Here is an 18,402-nt window from a genome sequence, read left to right on the forward strand (position 1 = left end):
ATGCCACCTTGATCACCATCAACATGCCGCGCCGCTCAGGCCTACTTGAGGCGAAGACGTCGGGCCAGTTTGTGCAGATTGCTGGGATCGACTTCCAGCAGTCGCGCGGCGCTGGCCCAGTTCTCTCCGGAAAGACTCAGGGCCTGGAGAATTTTTTGCCGTTGACAATCATTCACCGCATCGCCCAAGGCTTGGAACGGCGCATCCGATATAACCTCTGGCGGCCGCTCGACGAGCGTTCCCGACGCACCCATTGCGCTGTCGAGATCGAGGACTTGCGGCTCCAGCGTCATGATCAACGCGCGACTGGTGCCGCGACTGAGTTGCTTCAACGCAGCGCGGCTGATCACATGCTCCAGTTCGCGCACATTGCCCGGCCAGCTGTACGCCAGCAAGGCCCGCTCGGCGGCGGGCGACAAACGCAAACCCCGCAGGCCGAGCCGCGCCCGATTGAGTTCAAGGAAATGCCCGGCGAGCATCAATACATCGTTGCCGCGCTCGCGCAGGGGCGGGATCGGCACCGGGTACACCGAGAGCCGGTGATACAGGTCAGCCCGAAACAGGCCGTCGCGGATGCTGTCGGGCAGGTGCCGGTTGGTCGCGGCGATGATCCGTACATCGACATGTAACGGCTTGTCCGCACCCAAGCGCTGGATTTCGCCGTTCTGCAAGGTGCGCAACAGTTTGGCCTGAACGCTTAACGGTAACTCACCGACTTCATCGAGAAACAGTGTGCCGCCGTTGGCCGCATCGAAACGTCCGGCGCGGTCACTGGTGGCGCCGGAAAACGCACCTTTGACATGCCCGAACAGCTCACTTTCGGCCAGAGATTCCGGCAACGCCGCGCAGTTAACCTGTATCAGCGGCTTGTGGCTACGCCGCGACAAACGGTGCAGGCGTCGGGCAAACAACTCTTTGCCCACACCGGTTTCGCCCAGCAATAACACCGGTAGATCAGAATCGGCCAGCACATCCAGCTCATTGAGCAACTGGTGCAACGCCTCGCTCTGACCGAGAATTTCGCCATCGTCGGCGGGCGTGCTCACGTCTTGAAGGTCGCTGCGGGACAAGCGCAAGCTGCGGTTTTCTTGTTCAAGCCGGGTCACGCGCACGGCGGCTTCGATCTGCAAGGTGCAACGCTTGAGCTCCTCCCGCGCCCGGCCGTCGAAGGTGCCGGCATGCAGCGCATCGAGGGTGATAGCGCCCCAGATCCGGCCCTCCACATACAGGCTCACGCCCATGCAGTCATGCACTGGCAGTGGTTCGCCGACATGGTTGTCGAGCAAGCCGTCATAGGGGTCCGGCAGGCGGCTGTCAGGTTCGAACCAGGTCGGCTCGCGTGACGCCATGATCGCGGCCAGTCGCGGATGCTGAGCGATAACAAACCGCCGGCCCAATGCTTCATGGACCAAACCTACCGTCGCGACAGGCCTGAGGCTGTCCTCATCCAGACGCAGCAACCCCACAGCACCGCTGTTGAAGTACTCACGCAGGGTCTGCACCAGTCGTTGCAACCGCACGGCATTGGGCAACTCGACAATCAGGTCGGCTGCCAGGCTTTCTCGCAGCATGGTAGTAATCACCCTTTATGGTTCGATTCACCCTAAAGCGTCAGGGTGGCTATCACCACAACTAAAAACCAATCCATATTTATCAGTCGGTTAAATATGGCATACGGGATGCAATGAGCTTGGGGAACCGTTGAAAATCCAAATAAGGAACCCCGATGAGCCAAACCCTAGTGGAACAAAGTCTCGGCCAACTGGCCTGCGACATTCCCGGCGCCACCCGGATTTTTCACACCTTCAAACTGGACTTCTGTTGCGGCGGGCACAAAAGCCTGCGTGAAGCGGCCCTGGCCAAATCCCTCGACCCGATGCTGATTGCCGATGCCCTGCACATTTTGCAAGACGCCGGCGAAACCCAGCACGACTGGCGCAACGAGCCGTCGGAACTGTTGATCGCGCATCTGTTGGCGCGCTACCACGCCCGCCACCGTGAGCAACTGCCGGAACTGATTCGCCTGGCCCGTCGGGTCGAGCACGTCCACGGCGCACGCAGCAGTTGCCCCAACGGCCTGGCCGACCTGCTGACCGAGATTCAACAAGAACTCGAAGGCCATATGCTCAAGGAAGAACAAGTGCTCTTCCCGATGCTGCAACAGGGCATCGGCCCACAGGCTGCGCCGCCGATCCAGGTGCTGCGTTTCGAGCATGATCAACATGGCCTGGCCCTGGAAAAACTGCTCGCCCTGACCCACAACATCACCCCGCCAGCCGATGCCTGTAATACCTGGCGCGCCTTGTATCGCGGGCTGCTGGAGTTTCGCGACGACCTGATGCAGCACATTCATCTGGAGAACAATGTGCTGTTCGTTAATGCCCTCAATCCTCGTCACTGATCAATTGCCGCTTACACCAAACTCGCGCCAGCCCACCGGTTGTCGCGGGTTTTGTCTGTCGGAGGCTTTTGCTACTCAGCCATGCCAATAAAACATGGCCTTGGCGAGGATCACGATCAACACCATGTGCCCGAGGATGCTGCGACGAATCCAGCTCGCCCGGGTGGTGGTCAGGCATGAGCTTTTCAGCCAATACGCCAACAGCAAATAATGGCCGATGATGCTCAAGGCCAACAGGATCTTCAGGCTCAGCAAGGTGCCCAAACTGCTAGCCAACGGCTGACTCAAGGCGCCCCGGTATTGCCACGCCAAACTGATTCCAGCGCCATACAACAGCAACACCACGCCATGCAGCACCTTGCGCGAACGCACGGCAATCGCCTGATCCGCCGTCGACTGCGGCGCATCCGGCAACTTCTGGCGGGCGTGGTGCCAGATCACCACTTCGAAAAACAGCGTGCCGATGAAGGCTATCGCCGCGAGCAAGTGTGTCACCAGCAAAAAGGGATACAGCACTGACCACCTCCTTCCATTCGCCGGCTCAACCCGGATGACCGTCGACCCGAGTGCGCAGCAGCATAGGCCCATAGCGCCAGGCGTATAACGCAAACGCCAGCACCCAGCACAGACCGGCCAGCCACAACGCCAGCAAGGGCAAGAACAGGATCAATACGACCCGACTGAGGCACGCCAGATTGAGCAAAATAAACGCCAGGGTCATGCCCGACGGCGGTTTCAGGGGGCGGCCGGTATGACCCAGGCTGACCCGCGCAATCATCGTCAGCACCAGACCGCCCATTGCACCTATCGTCAGGCAATGCACCGCCAGACTCGGGTTGATCGGCACGCCAAAATGCCACAGAGCCATGCCCAGGCACGCTACCGCCAACCAGCCATACGCCAGGTGCAACGACCACAATAACGGCACGCGCCAAAGTGCCCAGTCATGCCAGCGAACAAGGCGCATCAGATGCCCCGCCGCCAACACTGCAAACAACAGACCCACGCCGATATTCGGTAAAAGCGCCGGTCCTGCGGCATACAGCAACGCCACCAGCGGCGAGCCGATCAACAGCAACCAATCCAGCCACGGCCGCGGCGCAACAGCCTCGACCCGGCCGAGGCCACGCTGGGTAAAGAATGGAATGACCCGCCCGCCGATCAGGCCCATCATCGCCGCCACCAGCCAGATGCCGGTCAGCACGCCCTGGCGCTGCCAGCCTTCGTGACCTTCGACCAAGCCATAAAGGGACAGCCCGTCGGCGCCGGCCAACAACAGCAACACCGCCACAATCGGGTAGTTACGTTTTTGCCGCACCGTCCATAAGGTGAAGCCCATGACTAACGCCACCGCCAGCGGGAATGCCAGTTCCAGCACCGCGAGCAGCGGCCACGGCGCATCGGCCAGCCACGCCAGTCGCGCGCACAGCCACAGCGCCGCCAGGGCGGCCAACGGCTTGCCGCTAAGGCCGGGGCGACCGCTCCAGGTCTTTACAGCAGTCAGGAGAAAACCCGCGATAATCGCCAGCCCAAACCCGAACAACAGTTCATGCCGATGCCAGCCCAGCCAGCCGCCGGCCGGTGTCCAGTGGCCAATCAAACCACTGAACGCGGCCAACCAGAGCGGTATGGCCAACACCGCCAACAGGCAGCCTGCGAGGAAAAATGGCCGGAAGGCCAGCCGTAACAGCGGCGGGATCGCCATCGCTTTACGGCGCTCAAGCACTTGCATAACGCGACTCCTCTAACGTGTTGCAGACCTGACACTCACCCGCAAGCGTCGAGGTAAACCCGGGGTCTATCATCGGGTATTAACGTTCATACGCCGTTGTCGCAGATCAAGAGTGCAAGGGCCGTGCCCCGGGGCTAATCAGCACCAGGGCTGGCGCCCGCGAGCCCAACGGCCAACCAATCTAGGTACAAATAACCCTTAAATGGTCATTACAACCCTAAATAGCTGGGTCTTTTATACCCTTAAACTGACAAGGCCCCGCCAGTAAGGACCTCCAGGCATGGCCCGCGTCTTGCTCAAGTCTCCCCATGCTTTAACAACCCTTAATCCCCTTCGGATACCTGGAGTCGTCATGAATAAAGTCATTCAGCCACTGGCCTGGTTTGTGGTGTTGTGCTCAGTCATGGCCTTGGCCAGCAGCCTTTCCCTGGGCCTCGTCTGACTCAATCGCCAGCCCTTTTTCAACCTTCAGGATCAATTGCCATGGTGCTTCATCGCGTCCACCACCAGATTTTGCGCAGTCATCATTTGTTCGAGCCGTTGAACGAAGAACAGCTGGATGAATTGATGAGTACCAGCCACTTGCTGAGCATCGACAAAGGCGAACCGCTATTTCGCCAGGGCGAGCCGGCCGACTCGTTCTATTTCGTGATTGCCGGGGCGGTGAAAATCTACCGGCTGACACCTGATGGACAGGAGAAAGTGTTTGAAGTCATCGGCGATCGACAAACCTTCGCCGAGGCGATGATGTTGATGGACACCCCCAACTATGTGGCCTCGGCCGAGGCGGTCTGCCCCACGCAGCTCTATCGGTTATCCAACAGCACTTACATGCGCCTGCTTCAGAGCAATAGCCGGCTGACCTTTGCGTTGCTCGGCAAGCTCTGCGTGCGCTTGCATCAACGAGTCAATGAAATCGAAACCCTGTCGCTGAAAAACGCCACCCACCGGGTCGTGCGTTACCTGCTGACGCAACTGGTTCGCTTGCAACCTCTCGACAGCCAATTCGAGCTGCCAATGGCCAAGCAACTGATCGCCGGGCATCTGTCGATCCAGCCGGAAACCTTTTCACGGATCATTCGCCGCCTGATCGATGAAAAAATCATCACTCAGGACGGCCGCCAGATTGCCATTCTTGATCGTCCGCGCCTGGAGCTGTTCGAGTGAACACCCTGCCCGTCTGCCTGTATTGCCAAAAAACCAACCCGTCCAAACAAGCCGAATGCCTGCAATGCAGCATGCCCTTGCCGGTGATGGCCGAACGCGCCCAGGCACGTCGACTGCGCCGGTTCAGGTGGTTCTGCATCGGCCTGACGATTTTTTGCATCGCGATGTTTTTCGGCTTGCCGCGCGGTATTAGTTGATGCCGCTTGGGCTCAAGGCTGAGTCAGTTGGCGATACAACTGTGGCAAGCGCAGCGGTAGTTGCTCAGGCTGACGGATCAAGGTGTAGCCATTGGCGCCGAACATGTACGGCAGATAATCCCCTGCCTCGCGATCAATGGTAATACAGAAAGGCGTCAGCCCCTGACAACGAGCCTCCAGCACCGCCTCGCGGGTGTCTTCAACACCGTAGCGACCCTCGTACAAATCCAGATCATTCGGTTTGCCATCCGTGAGCAACAACAGCAGTTTGCTGCGTCGCTTGCTGCTGCCAAGCAAGCGCGTGGCCTGGCGAATCGCGGCGCCCATGCGCGTGTAATATCCCGGCTTGAGCTTCTGAATACGCCCGCGGGTGTTGTCGTCATAACGTTGAGTGAAGGACTTGAGTTCCTGCATGCGCACTTGCTGACGGCGCAGCGAGGAAAACCCGTACAAGGCGAAATCATCCCCCAGGCCCGATAGGGTTTCGCTAAACAGCAGCAGCGTGTCGCGGATGACATCAATCACCCGATGCTCATCGTTCAGATGAGCGTCGGTGGACATCGACACATCGGCCAGCAACAGGCACGCCAAGTCGCGGCGCGTCTGGCGTTGCGCCATGAACAGACCGTGCTCGGCGCACTGGCCATGCTCGCGTTCAACGTGAAAATCCAGCCAGGCTTGCATGTCCAGTTCCGAGCCCTGAGTTTGCTGGCGCAACCACTGACGGTCATTGCGCAAGTGTTCGAACTGGCGCTGCAGACGCTGCGCCGACACCTTCAGCCGTGGCGGCAGCGGCTGCGCGTCACAGTCGCGGGGCACCATCATTTGCAGATTGACGAAGGCATCCTGCATCTGCTGTTTGCGATAGTTCCACTCGGGCAACTTAATGCCCTCGCCCAGCGGAATATCGTCGACATCCGAGGGAGGCAAATCCAGGTGCAGTTTCAAGCCACCGCCCTTGCGCAAGCGGGTGCGCGACAGGGTCAATTCGTCCAGGTCATCGGCGACCCTGGCGGCGTCCGGGTCTTCGCTGTCATCCGACCAGCGATCCAGGTCCACGTGCTCGGTCCAACTGAACAGATTCTCCAGACGCACCACTAGCAAGCCGCCGTCACGGGGGCTGTCATCAATGCGTTGGGCGCGTTTGCGCCCGCCTTCCTGCTCGCCGGGCGGCGTCGCCAACGACTCTTCGGATTCATCCCCCAGATCGGCCGCCAACGGGCTGGCGAGATGTTGCGGCGGGTACAACCACAACGGCAACGGCCACGCCGCCCGTTCGCTGCGCGGGAACTCCTCGACACTGCCCGGCTCGCGCAATGCCTGACATAAGGCGCGCTCCAGCGCCGCTTCACCACGGCTCAACGAGGCGGGGTCCGGGCGCAATTGCAGGTGGGCGTCGACCAGGCGCTGGTAGCGTGGAAGCAACGCTGGATAGCGCCGCAACAGACGTTGCGTCCAGCGCTGATTGTCCCGGCCCCAATGCCGCATCTGACCAGCCTGCGCCGCCAGCAACGCGAGCCAGCGATAGAGTTCCTCATTCAATGCGACTTCAGGGAACACCGCCAGGCTCGACGGCAGCCGCAGGGTGTTCTCGTCACACCAGGCCAAGGGTACTTGTTTGCAGGTACCGGCGATTTGCTGCAATACGTTGCGCCGCAACAACAGCGCGCGGTCGCTGACCGCTTCCACGCTCATGCCACTGGCACCGCCCGTGGCGCGGAACAACAGCGCCAACGGGCGTTGCTGACTGATCAGTTCAACCCGTGCTTCGGGGAAATCCGGACTGGCGCGCCGGGTGATGAAGCGATGCCAGACACTGCCGACCCACTCTTCCAATTCGACGGTAAAGGCCATGTTGTTTGCCCTGTTCGGAAAGCCAAAAAAACGGCCCGCTGTATCAGCCGGGCCGAGCTTTTCTAGTCGTTATACCGGCTCATGAAAGCACCACCGCTGCCGGAGCACGCAAAGCTTTGCGCCCCCGCTGCTTGAAGCTGAACAAATAGCAGAGCAGCCCCGCGAGGAAACCGACCCCGGCCGCCAGGCGCGCCCAGAACAGCACCTGCAAATGTTCGACCGCGGCCATGAACGGCAACGCGATTCCGTCGGGCTGCCAGCGTTGCAGGTAGACTTGCACGACACCGGCCGCGGTCAAGAACAGCGTGATCATCACCATCGACAGGGTCATCATCCAGAAGCCCCAGATCTCCAGGGTCTGCGAGCGTTCGTCACCGGCTTCACCCAGACCCCGCAAGCGCGGCATGGCGTAGCTGATCAACGTCATGACGATCATCGCGTAGGCCCCATAGAAGGCCAGGTGACCGTGAGCCGCCGTCAGTTGCGAACCGTGGGTGTAGAAGTTGACCGGGGCCAGGGTGTGCAGAAAACCCCAGACGCCCGCACCGAAGAAAGCCGTTACCGTGGTGCCCTTGGCCCATAGCGTAGCGGCGCGGTTCGGGTGTTGTCGGCGCCGGTTCTTCACGGTGCTGAAGGCGAATATCACCATCGCCAGAAAGGGCAACGGCTCCATCGCGGAGAAGATTGAACCGACCCACAACCAGACCTCGGGTGCACCAATCCAGAAGAAGTGGTGGCCCGTGCCGATGATCCCGGTAATCAGCGCCATGGCGATAATCACGTAGAGCCATTTCTCCACGACCTCCCGGTCTACACCGGTGATCTTGATCAGCACGAAGGCCAGCATCGCGCCCATGATCAATTCCCACACACCTTCTACCCAAAGATGCACCACCCACCACCAATAGAACTTGTCGCGGGCCAGGTTGCCGGGGTTGTAGAAGGAGAACAGGAAGAACACGGCCAGCCCGATCAACCCGGTCATCATGACCATGCTGACCGTGGTCTTGCGCCCTTTGAGCAGGGTCATACCGATGTTGTACAGAAAGCCCAGGCATACCAGCACAATGCCCATTTTGGTTATGGTCGGTTGCTCCAGAAACTCCCGGCCCATGGTCGGAAGCAATTCGTTGTGGGTCAGCCTCGCCAGGCCGGCATACGGCACCAACAAGTAACCAAGGATGGTCGCCACGCCCGCAGCGGCGAAGACCCAGAACAGAATGATCGCCAGTTTTGGACTGTGCAGCTCACGATCGGCCTCTTCCGGAATCAGGTAGTAGGCAGCGCCCATGAAACCGAACAGCAACCAAACGATCAGCAGGTTGGTGTGGACCATTCGCGCCACGTTGAAGGGAATGATCGGGAACAGAAAATCCCCGATCACGTATTGCAGGCCCATGATCAAACCGAACAACACCTGACCGAGAAACAGCATCAGGGCGAACACGAAGTACGGTTTGGCAACAGCTTGCGAGGCAAATTTCAGATGCGGATTAGCCATGCTCATCTCTCAGCCCTCCTTGTTGGGCGGCCAGCCATTGGTGTTGATTTTCGAGGTCCATTGGAGAAACTCGGCGATGTCATCCACCTCCTGGTCCGTCAACTTGAACTGAGGCATCGCTCGGCGGCCCGGTACACCCAACGGCTGCATTTTCATCCAAGCATGCAGGAAGGATTTGAAGCCCTCCTCCCCGCCCCGGCGCTGGAACACATTGCCCAGCTCAGGCGCAAAATAGGCGCCCTCGCCTAGCAAGGTGTGGCAGCCGATGCAGTTGTTTTGCTCCCAGACCGTTTTTCCGCGTATCACTGATTCGGTTAATTGCGCTTCATTGCTGCGCTTGGGAAAGGTTTGTTCCGTGTGGTAAGTCAAGGCCAGGAATATCAGGAAGAAGAAGATGCTTCCCCCGAAATAGATATTCCTGGCCATGCCTTTTGTGAAGGTCTCTGACATGGTCGCTTCCTCATTGCTTGGCCCGACCATGATAGGAAGCTAAGGGTTGAAACCCGCTTGATGGCGATCAAGAAAGCCAGATGGTTTTGGTCGGGTATTGCCGATAACCAAGATCGAATGTGGGATCGAGCCTGCTCGCGAAGGCAATGTGCCAGTCAACATAAATATTGAACGTGACGGCGCCTTCGCGAGCAGACTCACTCCCACATTAATGGGTTTCTTCAACGGGATAACACTAGCGTCATCCCCACTATGGCCGCCAACACCAGCGCCCAGCTCAACATCAAGCGGCGCCATAAACGCGGGGCGCGGCGCAGTTCCATGAAGCCATCGGTGATCAGCCAGGCTTTGCCCACCGCCACCAGCAAGATGGCCATCGCCAACGGCCGCGTCGCGCCGACCTGGGCCAGCGCCATCGTGCACACGCTTAACGTGTTCAGCGCGGCCCAGCAGGTCAGCAGTAATCTAGAAGCTGACATCAAGCCTCCCGTCAGTCGAGCACATAGACCAGCGGAAACAGTACGACCCAGATCAGATCGACCATGTGCCAATACAGCACGCCACATTCAAAACCGCTGCGGTTGTCGGCGTTGTACAGGCCTCGCCGGCAACGCTCGGCCAGCCATCCGAGGATGAACATGCCGAGCAGTACATGGAGAAAATGAAACCCGGTGAGAATCCAGTAGAGGGTGAAAAACGTGTTGTGCTCCATGCCGAGCCCCGAGGCCAGCAAGTGCCGGTACTCGGTGACTTTCAGCACCACGTAGAGACTCGCGGCGAGCAACGCGGTCAACAGAAAGATTGCGCCGTGGCGTGGCCGTGAGTGCCGGACTTGCTCTTGCCCCAGCGCGGCGAACAACCCCGCCGTGAGCAGGCTCAACGTCATCGCCAGCCCGGTGGCGCTGTTGAGCAACAGTCGGCTTTCAGCGAACAGTTGCGGCTTGAGCGCCTGGGTCACCGTGAACGCCAGAATCAAAACCGCGAACACCGACAACTCGGCCAGAATGAAAAACCACATCGCCAGATCGCCCGGCAAGTGGCCACGGGACACGTCGCGGGACTCAGCCGAAGTGGACATCAACCACGTCCATCAGCGCGGCAACCGTTAACGGATCATCGCTCAACGGCTCAGCCAGACACGCCATGCACGCCTCTCGCGGGCTCATGCCGGAGCGGATCATGCGCGCGGTGAAAATCAGCAGCCGCGTCGAGGCGACTTCCTCCAGGTCATGCTGATCGAGCCGGCGCAAGGCCTGCCCGAGCCTGACCACCTGCGCCGCCAACGCGCTGTCCACCTGAGCCTCCCTCGCGACAATGCGTTCTTCGTCGGCCACTGGCGGATAGCCGAAGCGCATCGCCACGAAGCGTTGTCGGGTGCTGGGCTTCATGCCCTTGAGCAGGTTTTGGTAACCGGGGTTGTAAGACACCGCTAGCATGAAGGACGACGGCGCCTTCAACACTTCGCCGGTGCGTTCCAGGAACAGTTCCCGACGATCATCGGCCAGTGGATGCAGGACCACGACGGTGTCCTGACGGGCCTCGACCACTTCATCGAGGTAACAGATCCCCCCTTCCCGCACCGCGCGGGTCAAGGGGCCGTCCTGCCACCAAGTGCCCTGAGCGCCAATCAGATGGCGGCCGATCAGGTCGGCAGCACTCAAATCGTCGTGGCACGCCACGGTGTACAGCGGCAGTTTCAAGCGATGGGCCATGTGCTGGACGAAACGGGTCTTGCCGCACCCGGTCGGGCCTTTGATCAGTACCGGCATGCCGTGGCGCCAGGCCTGCTCGAACAGCATCTCCTCATTATTCAGCGGTTGATAGAAGGGTTCGACGGGGTGTTCGCGAGACGGGATACGGTCCATGGGCTGCCTGTTCCAAAAGCGGATTCAAGGAACACGCTAAGGGCGCCTGCGACAACCTGGCAAGTGACATGACCGGCAAACTTGATCGCCGTCAAGCGAGCAGTGGTCCGCTCGGGCATAGCGCTTGCAGCGCACTAAGAACCTGCGTTCTGCGCTGCCGTTCCAGCACATCGCAAAGGTCTTGCCTGAGGAGAGATAGAATGCTGATCAGCAATAGAAATACGTTTGTCCTGACTGTCGCCACACTCTGTTCGGCGCTAGCCCCGGCGATGAGTCAGGTCGCCAGCGCTGACGAATCTGCCACGGTGGCAGCCAACCCGCCCATGGTGAAAACCGCCGGTGCGCCTGACCTGCGCCGGGCCGAGTTCGACGCGTCCAAGGAAATATATTTCCAGCGCTGCGCCGGTTGCCACGGTGTTCCGCGCAAAGGGGCCACCGGTAAACCCTTAACGCCGGACATTACCCAGTCTCGCGGCAACCGTAAGCTAATCGAGACCGGTTATGCGGTGCACATCTCGCGAATCTCCGCGTCGGGCCGCTATCTGCTGGTGATTGGGCGAGATGTTTGGTCAGCCCAAGGTGTAACCGTTATCGACTTTCCAGTCCTGACCGTAAACACCCCGGGCACCTTGGGACAGTTGAAAGACAATCACGTTGGCTACCGCCGAGGCATCGAGAAAATGGCCGGGCAATAGCCGTTTGCCAAGGGTGTTGGCGACGTCGCCAAGCTCCTCTTCGTTCAAGCCCAGGTGGTTCCACATCGAGGTCGCGGTCGGTCCGGGGGAGACTAGGTTGATGCGCACATCAAAGCGCGCGAACTCCACCGCCAAGGTACGCGCCTGAGCCGTGAGCGCAGCCTTGCTGGCGATGCAGGCTGCCAGGCCGGGGAAGCTCGAGCCGGTCAGGAAACTTCCGATAAACACCACCGACGCCGGACTGGCCAGCGTCCCGCGCAACGCCGCCAAGGTGTTCAGCGCCCCGGCACCGTTGACTGCCCACTGGCGCTGGAAGGCAGGCATGTCAAGGCTGTTGGCCATTTCGGCGATCCCCGCGTTGGGCACCAGATAATCCACGGGGCCCAGCGCCGACGCGCGCTCGGCCAGGCTGCGCAGGTCGTCCTGACAGGTGACGTCGCCGGCGCACCACTGCAGTCGGTCGCCGTAGATCTGCTGCAAGGTCGGCAATTCACCGACGGTCCGTGACATCGCCAGCACCTTGACCCCGCGCGGCAAAAGCGCGGCGCACAAGGCCAGGCCAATCCCGGAACTGGCGCCGGTGATCACGGCCAAACGATCCTGGAACTCGGTGTACATCATGTTCTCCTGGGCATCGTCGATGCCAAGCACTGGGGACATTACGGGCCCCTATCTTGGAACAAGTGCGCAAATACCGACTTGACGGCGATCAGATTTTTTTCGAAGGCGTACCGGCTCAATGAGTCGCGTGGGACATAGCCGGTTGCTGGAGCACGCTCCGATCGATATCGCTGAAGCGCAGTACGCGACCACCCTGCTCGATGGCCAGTTTTTCGGCAGACAATCGCCAGCATCGCGCGGCCGAAGCTGATCAGCGTCGCCGGCGCCAGGATCAGCCCCCCCCAACCGGTGACCGAGTCGACGTTGAACACCGGAATACGCAACAGCTCGGCATCGACGGGATGCCAATGATCCGCACTTCGCCCTGATGGCCGCCGCTCCAGAAGCCGTAGTACTCGTCGGCTCGCCGGCGCCGACATAGATTTTCGCTTGCGCATCCTTGACCGCCGCCATCCATGACTCACGGTTAGGCCGGAATATCCACCACGTCCAGGCTCTGGAACGCATAACTGATGACCTTGCCGGCAGCGGATAGCGTGCGCACCTTGTACCGGTCTTCGGGCGCGAAAACCGTATCGGTGACGGGAAACGTCTTGTCGATACGCTGCTACTCAATGTCACCGTAGGACATGGCCTGCACGGTCGCGAACACGGCGATCAGCAGCAGTAACACATCACCAGCCCGACGCTCCAGGCGTGCCGGGTGCCATGTATCGCGGGCGGATGGATTGTCATGAGTTCGCTGATTTCAAGGGGGCTGCGCTCATGTTAGGGAGCGTTGCGCGCCCTGCCCCTGATTGAAATCAACTCGCTAAAATCCTTGTGCCAGAGCAGCCATAAGCCTCAAACAGTGCGGGAAAACTGACCTTTCTGTGCGTCACACAGGTAGGCGTCAAACGCCATGGCGACGCTGCGCATCATCAAATGCCCTTGGGGCAACAGCAGCAATTGGTCGTAGTGAATCTCCAGCAGTCCGTCACACACATGCTCGTCCAACTGCGCCAGCGCGTCGGCAAAATATTCGGTGAAACAAATGCCATGTCCAGCCTCGAACTTGCCGAAATCGATCCGGCCGTGACACATCAGTTCGCTGATCACATCACGGCGCAGCAGGTCATCGGCGTTCAAACGGTAACCGCGATGCACCGGTAACAAGCCTTGATCGATGCGCGCGTAGTACTGCGAAAGCTCCTTGACGCTCTGGCTGTAGCTGTCGCCGACCTTGCCGATCGACGACACCCCCAGACCGATCAAATCGCAGTCGGCATGGGTTGAGTATCCCTGGAAATTGCGTTGCAGGGTGCCGTGGGTGCGGGCCAGTGCCAGCTCATCGTCCGGCAAGGCAAAGTGATCCATACCGATATAGACATAACCGGCCTGGGTCAGACGGCGGATGGTCAGTTCCAGCAACTCAAGCTTGCGCTCCGCTGGCGGCATGTCCTCGCGGCGAATCAAGCGTTGCGCGCGCACCAGTTCCGGCAAATGAGCGTAGCTGTAGGCAGCAATTCGATCCGGAAGCAACTCAATGATTTTGCCAAGGGTGACATCGAAACTCTGCACCGTTTGCAGGGGCAGGCCGTAAATCAGGTCGACGCTGATCGACTTAAATTGCGCCCGGCGCGCTGCGGCGACCAAGGCATAAATCTGCTCTTCACTTTGCTGGCGATTGACCGCCGCCTGCACGTTGGGGTCGAAGTCCTGCACGCCGAAACTCAGGCGATTGAAGCCTAACTGGCGCAGCGACTGGATCTGTTCGGGGCTGATGGTGCGCGGATCGACCTCGATAGAAAACTCATGGTCATCGCTGTCGTCCATGTCGAAGGCCTGGTGCAGACAATCCATCAGGTCCGCCAACTGTTCGCTGGTCAAATAGGTCGGCGTGCCCCCGCCCAAGTGCAGTTGCGTCAGCTTGCGCGTGCTGTCGAACAAGGCTGCCTGCATCGCGATTTCGCGCTTGAGGTACGTCAGGTATTCGACGGCGCGGGTTTTTTTTTGAGTGATGATTTTGTTGCAGGCGCAGTAGTAACAAAGGCTCTTGCAGAACGGGATGTGGATGTACACCGACAGCGCTTTGGGTGTCAGCGCCTGGTTGCTGTCGCAAGCCGCACGCTGATAGTCATCGACGGCGAACGCCTTATGAAACTGCGGCGCGGTCGGGTAAGAGGTATAGCGCGGGCCGGGACGGTCGTACTTTTCGACCAGGGCGCGATTGAAATCAAATGAAGTCGTCATGATCCATCCACTCGCAAGGGGGTTCATGCCCCACACCGCCTGCATCCTTTTCAAACACATTGCAGATGGCATCTACATGCGGCCGACCGGCCGGAAGAATACTGATGAAACGGTCCGACAGTTCAATCAACCCGTCACGGGTCAATTGCTCCAGCACAGGCCAGGCGGCATAAAAGTACTGGCGAAAAACCAGCCCATAACGCGTCTCGATGGCCTGGATATCCAGTTCCAGATCACACGCCAGGCGTTCCATGACCAAGTGTCGGACCTGATCGCCGGCCTCGCAGCGCCAACCGCGACTTGTCGGTAATTGGTCCATGTCCAGGTGCCGCTGATACTGCTCCAGGTCGTCGGTGTTTTGCGCATACAAATCGTCGATCTGACTGATAGCGCCCAAACCGAAGCCGATCTGGTCGCAATACCCGTAACGGGTAAACCCCTCACAATTGCGACGCAGTCGACCGCGCTCCTGAGCAATCGCCAGATCGTCGTCGGGCCGGACAAACTGCCCCATACCGATGTAGTGATAACTGGCGCCGAGTAACTGTTCAAAGCAGATCTGGCGCATTGCGCCTTTATCGTCCTCGCTGGAAAACGCCCTGAGGGTGTCGGTGGACATCAACCGATAGCGTTGGGGTGGCCGCGCATAATCAAACACCAGCAGCCGGTCCGGTTCCAGTTCTATGAGGGTGGCCAATTTCAGCGCGAAACTTTCCGGTGTCTGCCAGGCATGGCCATACCCCAGATCGACATTGATGGAGCGATAACCAAAGGTCCGGGCGGCATCGATCAGCGAATGGATAGGTGCCGGGTTCTGGTAGCAGTCCACCGACATCCCACTGTCGGCACCGATGTCCGGAACGCCGATGCTGACATGGTTGAACCCCAGTTCACGTAGCACGCCCATGGTCGACCAATCGGTGTGATGAAGGTCGACCTCAACGCTGTACTCACCGCATTCATGGCCAAGAAAGTTGAATCGGCCACGAAGGTGACTCATCAGCCGGCTCAGGTGGGCGATGGCGGGTGTTCCGCCCCCCAAATGAAACTGCTCGACCCGCTGGCCCGTTCCCAGATGACAACCAACCAGGTCAATTTCATGTTGCAGACGCTGCAGATAGCGCTCGACACCACTGTGCCCGCATGAAATATCGCGAGGGGAACACAAGGCAGGCCCCCCCAGGCTAGAAGGCAGTTGCACGCTCAGGGACAACGGACGACGCCTCTGGCGACTGCTGCGCAAAGCCCGAAGCAGATCCAGAGAACCGATGCCGTCATGGAACTTGTTGGTCTCGACATGGCAGTTGGGGTCGAGCACGCCTTGATCGCACCGAGCGTTAAGCTCGCCGGGCTGGTGAAATAGATTGAGCATGACAGGTCTCCGAGACTGGCTGCGGACCACCAGTGTCGGGGGCTGGCGCTCAATGGTCCTTGATTTACATCAAGCATGACCAAAGTGCTCGTTTCGCACCCGATCAGCGGACACGTCGAATCACCACGTCAGATAAAACATGCCCTTGGCCAGCAGCATGACCTTGGTTGGGGAGCTGTTTGCGGATACGTTCCAGAAACAGGACTTCGAAGAACACCGTGCCGATAAAAATCAGCGCGGCAAACAGATGCTACGTCTAAAACAGCGGATAGAGCATGGGATTCTCGCTCTCATTTCAGCTCGACACGATTCACTCACGGCGGGGAATCATCAGTCCCATCGTTGCACCGCCGCGCGATCACTGTCGCGAGCCTCGACCCAATGGGAACTCTCGGCCACCTGCTCTTTCTTCCAGAATGGCGCGCGAGTTTTCAGGTAATCCATTACAAACGCACAGGCATCAAACGCCGCTTGACGATGACTGCTGCTGATGCCGACAAAGACAATGGGCTCTCCCGGTTGCAACTCTCCGATTCGATGGATCAGCACCAGTCCCAGTAACGGCCAGCGCTGCCGTGCTTCGTCGGCGATCTTGCCCAGCACTTTTTCGGTCATACCGGGGTAATGTTCAAGAAACATCCCCGCAACAGTTTGTCCGACGCTGGTGTCACGTACATACCCGACAAAGCTCACCACGGCGCCGACATTCAGGCTCAAAGCCTGCAGAGTGTTGATTTCGGTGCCGGGATCGAAGCGGTCTGCCTGTACTCGAATCATCGATTCACCCACCCGTTACGGTGGGGAAAAACCCCACCTCATCACCGTCTCTCAACGGTTCATCGAGCCCACACATCTCTTGATTGCGAGCACACATGAGGTTCTGTTCGGCCAGTACCCGCCAGACACCAGAACGGTTTACCAGGTAAGCGCGTAATTGATCGACGGAAGTGAATTCACCTTCGATCGTTTCATCGACAAGGCCCAGCGTTTCGCGGTACCGCGAAAAATACAAAATATTCAGCTTCATTGTCTCGGCGCCTGATATTCACCACTTTTGCCGCCGCGCTTCTCCAACAACCTCACCGATTCGATACTCATGCCCCGGTCCACGGCCTTGCACATGTCGTAAAGGGTCAGGGCCGCCACAGTGACGGCGGTCAGCGCCTCCATCTCGACACCGGTTTGCCCGGACAACTTGCACCGGGAAACAATGCGTACACGTTGGTCACCTTCAAAACTCAACTCGACGTTAACGCTGCTTAAAAGCAGCGGATGACAGAGCGGGATCAACTCGCTCGTGTGCTTGGCCGCCTGGATGCCAGCAATCCGCGCGACCGCAAACACATCACCTTTAGGGTGGGTGCCACTGGCAATCAGTTGTCGGGTTTCGGCAAGCATATGCACCCATGCCTCCGCCGCGGCTTCTCGGGAGGTCACGCTTTTATCCGTGACATCGACCATGCACGCGCGCCCCCGTGAGTCGAGGTGAGTCAGCGTTAATTCAGTCATAAGCAAAAAACCTTGCCCTTCCAGTTATCGGTTGCTACGCAGAATACAGAGCAAGCCAACTCATGCGGTTGACTTCAATCAAGTGATCCAAACAAGCCACTCCTACAACCTTGCGTAACGGTTATCACTTGGACGGCGGACGGCCCAACCAGGCCATTCAGATCTAGAAGCTTACGCTCATCTGCTGGTCGACCTCGATTCTGACGAAATGCTTGGGCTAATTCTCAAATCTAATGCGCTGAACTTTTCACTTCTAATGAACCAACCTCACCTACAACCCCCCGATTTAACGTTGTTAGATTCTCATTTCTAATGGTTACCAAGGGAGACCATTGTCGTTGAGTCTGCAACTGGGCTACCGACAGGTATAATTAATCACCTTGGGGAAATGCATTAGTCGCTTGTTCGCAGGTACAGCCATGAAACGTATCGATCCGCCGCTTTTACTAGCGCTCTGCTTGACCGCCACCACAGGTGTCAGGGCTGACGACGCTCAGATGCAGACGAACACATCCAACAGCGAGTTCAACTATTACGGGGCGGATCAGCCTTTTGCCCACCCGGCGCCACCTTCTCTAAGCACTATACCGCCAGGATCTTACATCCCGGTCGCACCGAGAACCTTCATCCCGATTGCCACTGATCATGGATTTTCCGACTCCCGTCTACCGACCGTCGCAGACGCCACTGTTCGTGTGTTCATCCGATCCTACGATTCGGTACGCGGCGTTTATGTAAACCAAGAGGTCTTCAGCCCGACCTGCCTGCTCGCCTGCCTCAGCCGCCAGGAGCCCGCGCTATAAACC

At 59.0% G+C, this 18,402-nt stretch carries 19 protein-coding genes and 3 pseudogenes; 5 read left to right on the forward strand and 17 right to left on the reverse strand.

Going from position 1 to position 18,402, the window contains the following annotated elements; genetic code table 11:
- Positions 1-41: 41 nt before the first annotated feature.
- Positions 42-1,571: a nitric oxide reductase transcriptional regulator NorR gene (gene norR / locus BMW74_RS17825; RefSeq protein ID WP_093424430.1), complete on the reverse strand. Its 1,530-nt coding sequence runs from the start codon at positions 1,569-1,571 to the stop codon at positions 42-44.
- A 155-nt stretch (positions 1,572-1,726) separates the two neighbouring features.
- On the opposite strand from norR, the gene ytfE reads away from it, so the two are divergent.
- Positions 1,727-2,401: an iron-sulfur cluster repair protein YtfE gene (ytfE, locus tag BMW74_RS17830; protein ID WP_093424433.1), complete on the forward strand. Its 675-nt coding sequence runs from the start codon at positions 1,727-1,729 to the stop codon at positions 2,399-2,401.
- Positions 2,402-2,476: 75 nt separating this feature from the next.
- On the opposite strand, the gene BMW74_RS17835 is transcribed toward ytfE, so the two are convergent.
- The gene (locus BMW74_RS17835) at positions 2,477-2,914 is read right to left on the reverse strand and encodes a hypothetical protein (RefSeq protein ID WP_093424638.1); all 438 of its coding nucleotides are present in this window, start codon (positions 2,912-2,914) and stop codon (positions 2,477-2,479) included.
- Between the two features lie 28 nt (positions 2,915-2,942).
- Positions 2,943-4,133 carry an NnrS family protein gene (locus tag BMW74_RS17840; RefSeq protein WP_093424436.1) on the reverse strand — a complete coding sequence of 397 codons (1,191 nt, stop codon included), beginning with the start codon at positions 4,131-4,133 and terminating at the stop codon, positions 2,943-2,945.
- Positions 4,134-4,616: 483 nt separating this feature from the next.
- On the opposite strand from BMW74_RS17840, the gene BMW74_RS17845 reads away from it, so the two are divergent.
- A complete protein-coding gene (locus BMW74_RS17845; protein ID WP_093424439.1) occupies positions 4,617-5,300 on the forward strand; it encodes a Crp/Fnr family transcriptional regulator in 684 nt (227 codons plus the stop codon).
- On the forward strand, positions 5,297-5,497 hold the full coding sequence (locus BMW74_RS17850) for a protein DnrP (protein ID WP_093424442.1): 201 nt from the start codon (positions 5,297-5,299) through the stop codon (positions 5,495-5,497). Before BMW74_RS17845 ends, BMW74_RS17850 begins: the two co-directional genes overlap by 4 nt.
- Positions 5,498-5,509: 12 nt before the next feature.
- Here the strand turns inward: BMW74_RS17850 and BMW74_RS17855 are convergent, their stop codons facing one another.
- From BMW74_RS17855 to BMW74_RS17880, 6 genes are all read right to left on the reverse strand, one after another.
- Positions 5,510-7,351 (reverse strand): nitric oxide reductase activation protein NorD, encoded by a 1,842-nt coding sequence (locus BMW74_RS17855; protein WP_093424445.1) that lies wholly within the window; start codon positions 7,349-7,351, stop codon positions 5,510-5,512.
- A 79-nt stretch (positions 7,352-7,430) separates the two neighbouring features.
- Positions 7,431-8,858 (reverse strand): cbb3-type cytochrome c oxidase subunit I, encoded by a 1,428-nt coding sequence (locus tag BMW74_RS17860; protein ID WP_093424448.1) that lies wholly within the window; start codon positions 8,856-8,858, stop codon positions 7,431-7,433.
- Positions 8,859-8,861: 3 nt separating this feature from the next.
- Positions 8,862-9,302 (reverse strand): c-type cytochrome, encoded by a 441-nt coding sequence (locus tag BMW74_RS17865; RefSeq protein WP_093424451.1) that lies wholly within the window; start codon positions 9,300-9,302, stop codon positions 8,862-8,864.
- Between the two features lie 221 nt (positions 9,303-9,523).
- Positions 9,524-9,781 (reverse strand): cytochrome C oxidase subunit IV family protein, encoded by a 258-nt coding sequence (locus tag BMW74_RS17870; RefSeq protein WP_093424454.1) that lies wholly within the window; start codon positions 9,779-9,781, stop codon positions 9,524-9,526.
- An 11-nt stretch (positions 9,782-9,792) separates the two neighbouring features.
- A complete protein-coding gene (locus tag BMW74_RS17875) occupies positions 9,793-10,380 on the reverse strand; it encodes a cytochrome c oxidase subunit 3 (protein ID WP_093424457.1) in 588 nt (195 codons plus the stop codon).
- Positions 10,364-11,167: a CbbQ/NirQ/NorQ/GpvN family protein gene (locus BMW74_RS17880; protein ID WP_093424460.1), complete on the reverse strand. Its 804-nt coding sequence runs from the start codon at positions 11,165-11,167 to the stop codon at positions 10,364-10,366. Before BMW74_RS17880 ends, BMW74_RS17875 begins: the two co-directional genes overlap by 17 nt.
- Before the next feature lie 200 nt (positions 11,168-11,367).
- Between BMW74_RS17880 and BMW74_RS17885 the strand changes: the two are divergent.
- A pseudogene (locus tag BMW74_RS17885) lies at positions 11,368-11,730 on the forward strand (cytochrome D1 domain-containing protein); the annotation flags it as partial.
- A 6-nt stretch (positions 11,731-11,736) separates the two neighbouring features.
- On the opposite strand, the gene BMW74_RS17890 reads toward BMW74_RS17885, so the two are convergent.
- The 8 genes and pseudogenes from BMW74_RS17890 to moaC form a co-directional block, all read right to left on the reverse strand.
- On the reverse strand, positions 11,737-12,480 hold the full coding sequence (locus tag BMW74_RS17890) for an SDR family NAD(P)-dependent oxidoreductase (RefSeq protein WP_093424640.1): 744 nt from the start codon (positions 12,478-12,480) through the stop codon (positions 11,737-11,739).
- 281 nt (positions 12,481-12,761) lie between these two features.
- Positions 12,762-12,900: pseudogene (locus BMW74_RS17900) on the reverse strand (hypothetical protein); the annotation flags it as partial.
- 52 nt (positions 12,901-12,952) lie between these two features.
- Positions 12,953-13,218: pseudogene (locus BMW74_RS25520) on the reverse strand (regulatory protein NosR); the annotation flags it as partial.
- Positions 13,219-13,326: 108 nt separating this feature from the next.
- Positions 13,327-14,715, reverse strand: a complete 1,389-nt coding sequence (gene hemN / locus BMW74_RS17910; protein WP_093424463.1) for an oxygen-independent coproporphyrinogen III oxidase — start codon at positions 14,713-14,715, stop codon at positions 13,327-13,329.
- Positions 14,699-16,087: an oxygen-independent coproporphyrinogen III oxidase gene (locus BMW74_RS17915; protein WP_093424466.1), complete on the reverse strand. Its 1,389-nt coding sequence runs from the start codon at positions 16,085-16,087 to the stop codon at positions 14,699-14,701. The genes hemN and BMW74_RS17915 overlap by 17 nt, the downstream gene beginning before the upstream one ends.
- 330 nt (positions 16,088-16,417) lie before the next feature.
- The gene (gene moaE / locus BMW74_RS17925; protein ID WP_093424642.1) at positions 16,418-16,864 is read right to left on the reverse strand and encodes a molybdopterin synthase catalytic subunit MoaE; all 447 of its coding nucleotides are present in this window, start codon (positions 16,862-16,864) and stop codon (positions 16,418-16,420) included.
- 4 nt (positions 16,865-16,868) lie between these two features.
- A complete protein-coding gene (locus BMW74_RS17930) occupies positions 16,869-17,114 on the reverse strand; it encodes a MoaD/ThiS family protein (RefSeq protein ID WP_093424469.1) in 246 nt (81 codons plus the stop codon).
- Positions 17,111-17,596: a cyclic pyranopterin monophosphate synthase MoaC gene (moaC, locus tag BMW74_RS17935; protein ID WP_093424472.1), complete on the reverse strand. Its 486-nt coding sequence runs from the start codon at positions 17,594-17,596 to the stop codon at positions 17,111-17,113. The genes BMW74_RS17930 and moaC overlap by 4 nt, the downstream gene beginning before the upstream one ends.
- Positions 17,597-18,015: 419 nt before the next feature.
- Between moaC and BMW74_RS17940 the strand changes: the two genes are divergently transcribed.
- Complete coding sequence (locus tag BMW74_RS17940) at positions 18,016-18,399, forward strand: hypothetical protein (protein ID WP_093424475.1); 384 nt, start codon at positions 18,016-18,018, stop codon at positions 18,397-18,399.
- Positions 18,400-18,402 lie beyond the last annotated feature (3 nt).

This window comes from Pseudomonas sp. ok272 (assembly GCF_900109995.1).
Classification (GTDB): Bacteria; Pseudomonadota; Gammaproteobacteria; order Pseudomonadales; family Pseudomonadaceae; genus Aquipseudomonas.

Excerpts from the sequence above, each read along its gene's own strand:
- norR (WP_093424430.1), bottom strand. The coding sequence starts at position 1,571 with ATGCTGCGAGAAAGCCTGGCAGCCGACCTGATTGTCGAGTTGCCCAAT.
- ytfE (WP_093424433.1), top strand. The coding sequence starts at position 1,727 with ATGAGCCAAACCCTAGTGGAACAAAGTCTCGGCCAACTGGCCTGCGAC.
- BMW74_RS17840 (WP_093424436.1), bottom strand. The coding sequence starts at position 4,133 with ATGCAAGTGCTTGAGCGCCGTAAAGCGATGGCGATCCCGCCGCTGTTA.
- BMW74_RS17845 (WP_093424439.1), top strand. The coding sequence starts at position 4,617 with ATGGTGCTTCATCGCGTCCACCACCAGATTTTGCGCAGTCATCATTTG.
- BMW74_RS17855 (WP_093424445.1), bottom strand. The coding sequence starts at position 7,351 with ATGGCCTTTACCGTCGAATTGGAAGAGTGGGTCGGCAGTGTCTGGCAT.
- BMW74_RS17860 (WP_093424448.1), bottom strand. The coding sequence starts at position 8,858 with ATGAGCATGGCTAATCCGCATCTGAAATTTGCCTCGCAAGCTGTTGCC.
- BMW74_RS17865 (WP_093424451.1), bottom strand. The coding sequence starts at position 9,302 with ATGTCAGAGACCTTCACAAAAGGCATGGCCAGGAATATCTATTTCGGG.
- BMW74_RS17870 (WP_093424454.1), bottom strand. The coding sequence starts at position 9,781 with ATGTCAGCTTCTAGATTACTGCTGACCTGCTGGGCCGCGCTGAACACG.
- BMW74_RS17875 (WP_093424457.1), bottom strand. The coding sequence starts at position 10,380 with ATGTCCACTTCGGCTGAGTCCCGCGACGTGTCCCGTGGCCACTTGCCG.
- BMW74_RS17880 (WP_093424460.1), bottom strand. The coding sequence starts at position 11,167 with ATGGACCGTATCCCGTCTCGCGAACACCCCGTCGAACCCTTCTATCAA.
- BMW74_RS17890 (WP_093424640.1), bottom strand. The coding sequence starts at position 12,480 with ATGTACACCGAGTTCCAGGATCGTTTGGCCGTGATCACCGGCGCCAGT.
- hemN (WP_093424463.1), bottom strand. The coding sequence starts at position 14,715 with ATGACGACTTCATTTGATTTCAATCGCGCCCTGGTCGAAAAGTACGAC.
- BMW74_RS17915 (WP_093424466.1), bottom strand. The coding sequence starts at position 16,087 with ATGCTCAATCTATTTCACCAGCCCGGCGAGCTTAACGCTCGGTGCGAT.
- moaE (WP_093424642.1), bottom strand. The coding sequence starts at position 16,864 with ATGATTCGAGTACAGGCAGACCGCTTCGATCCCGGCACCGAAATCAAC.
- BMW74_RS17930 (WP_093424469.1), bottom strand. The coding sequence starts at position 17,114 with ATGAAGCTGAATATTTTGTATTTTTCGCGGTACCGCGAAACGCTGGGC.
- moaC (WP_093424472.1), bottom strand. The coding sequence starts at position 17,596 with ATGACTGAATTAACGCTGACTCACCTCGACTCACGGGGGCGCGCGTGC.
- BMW74_RS17940 (WP_093424475.1), top strand. The coding sequence starts at position 18,016 with ATGAAACGTATCGATCCGCCGCTTTTACTAGCGCTCTGCTTGACCGCC.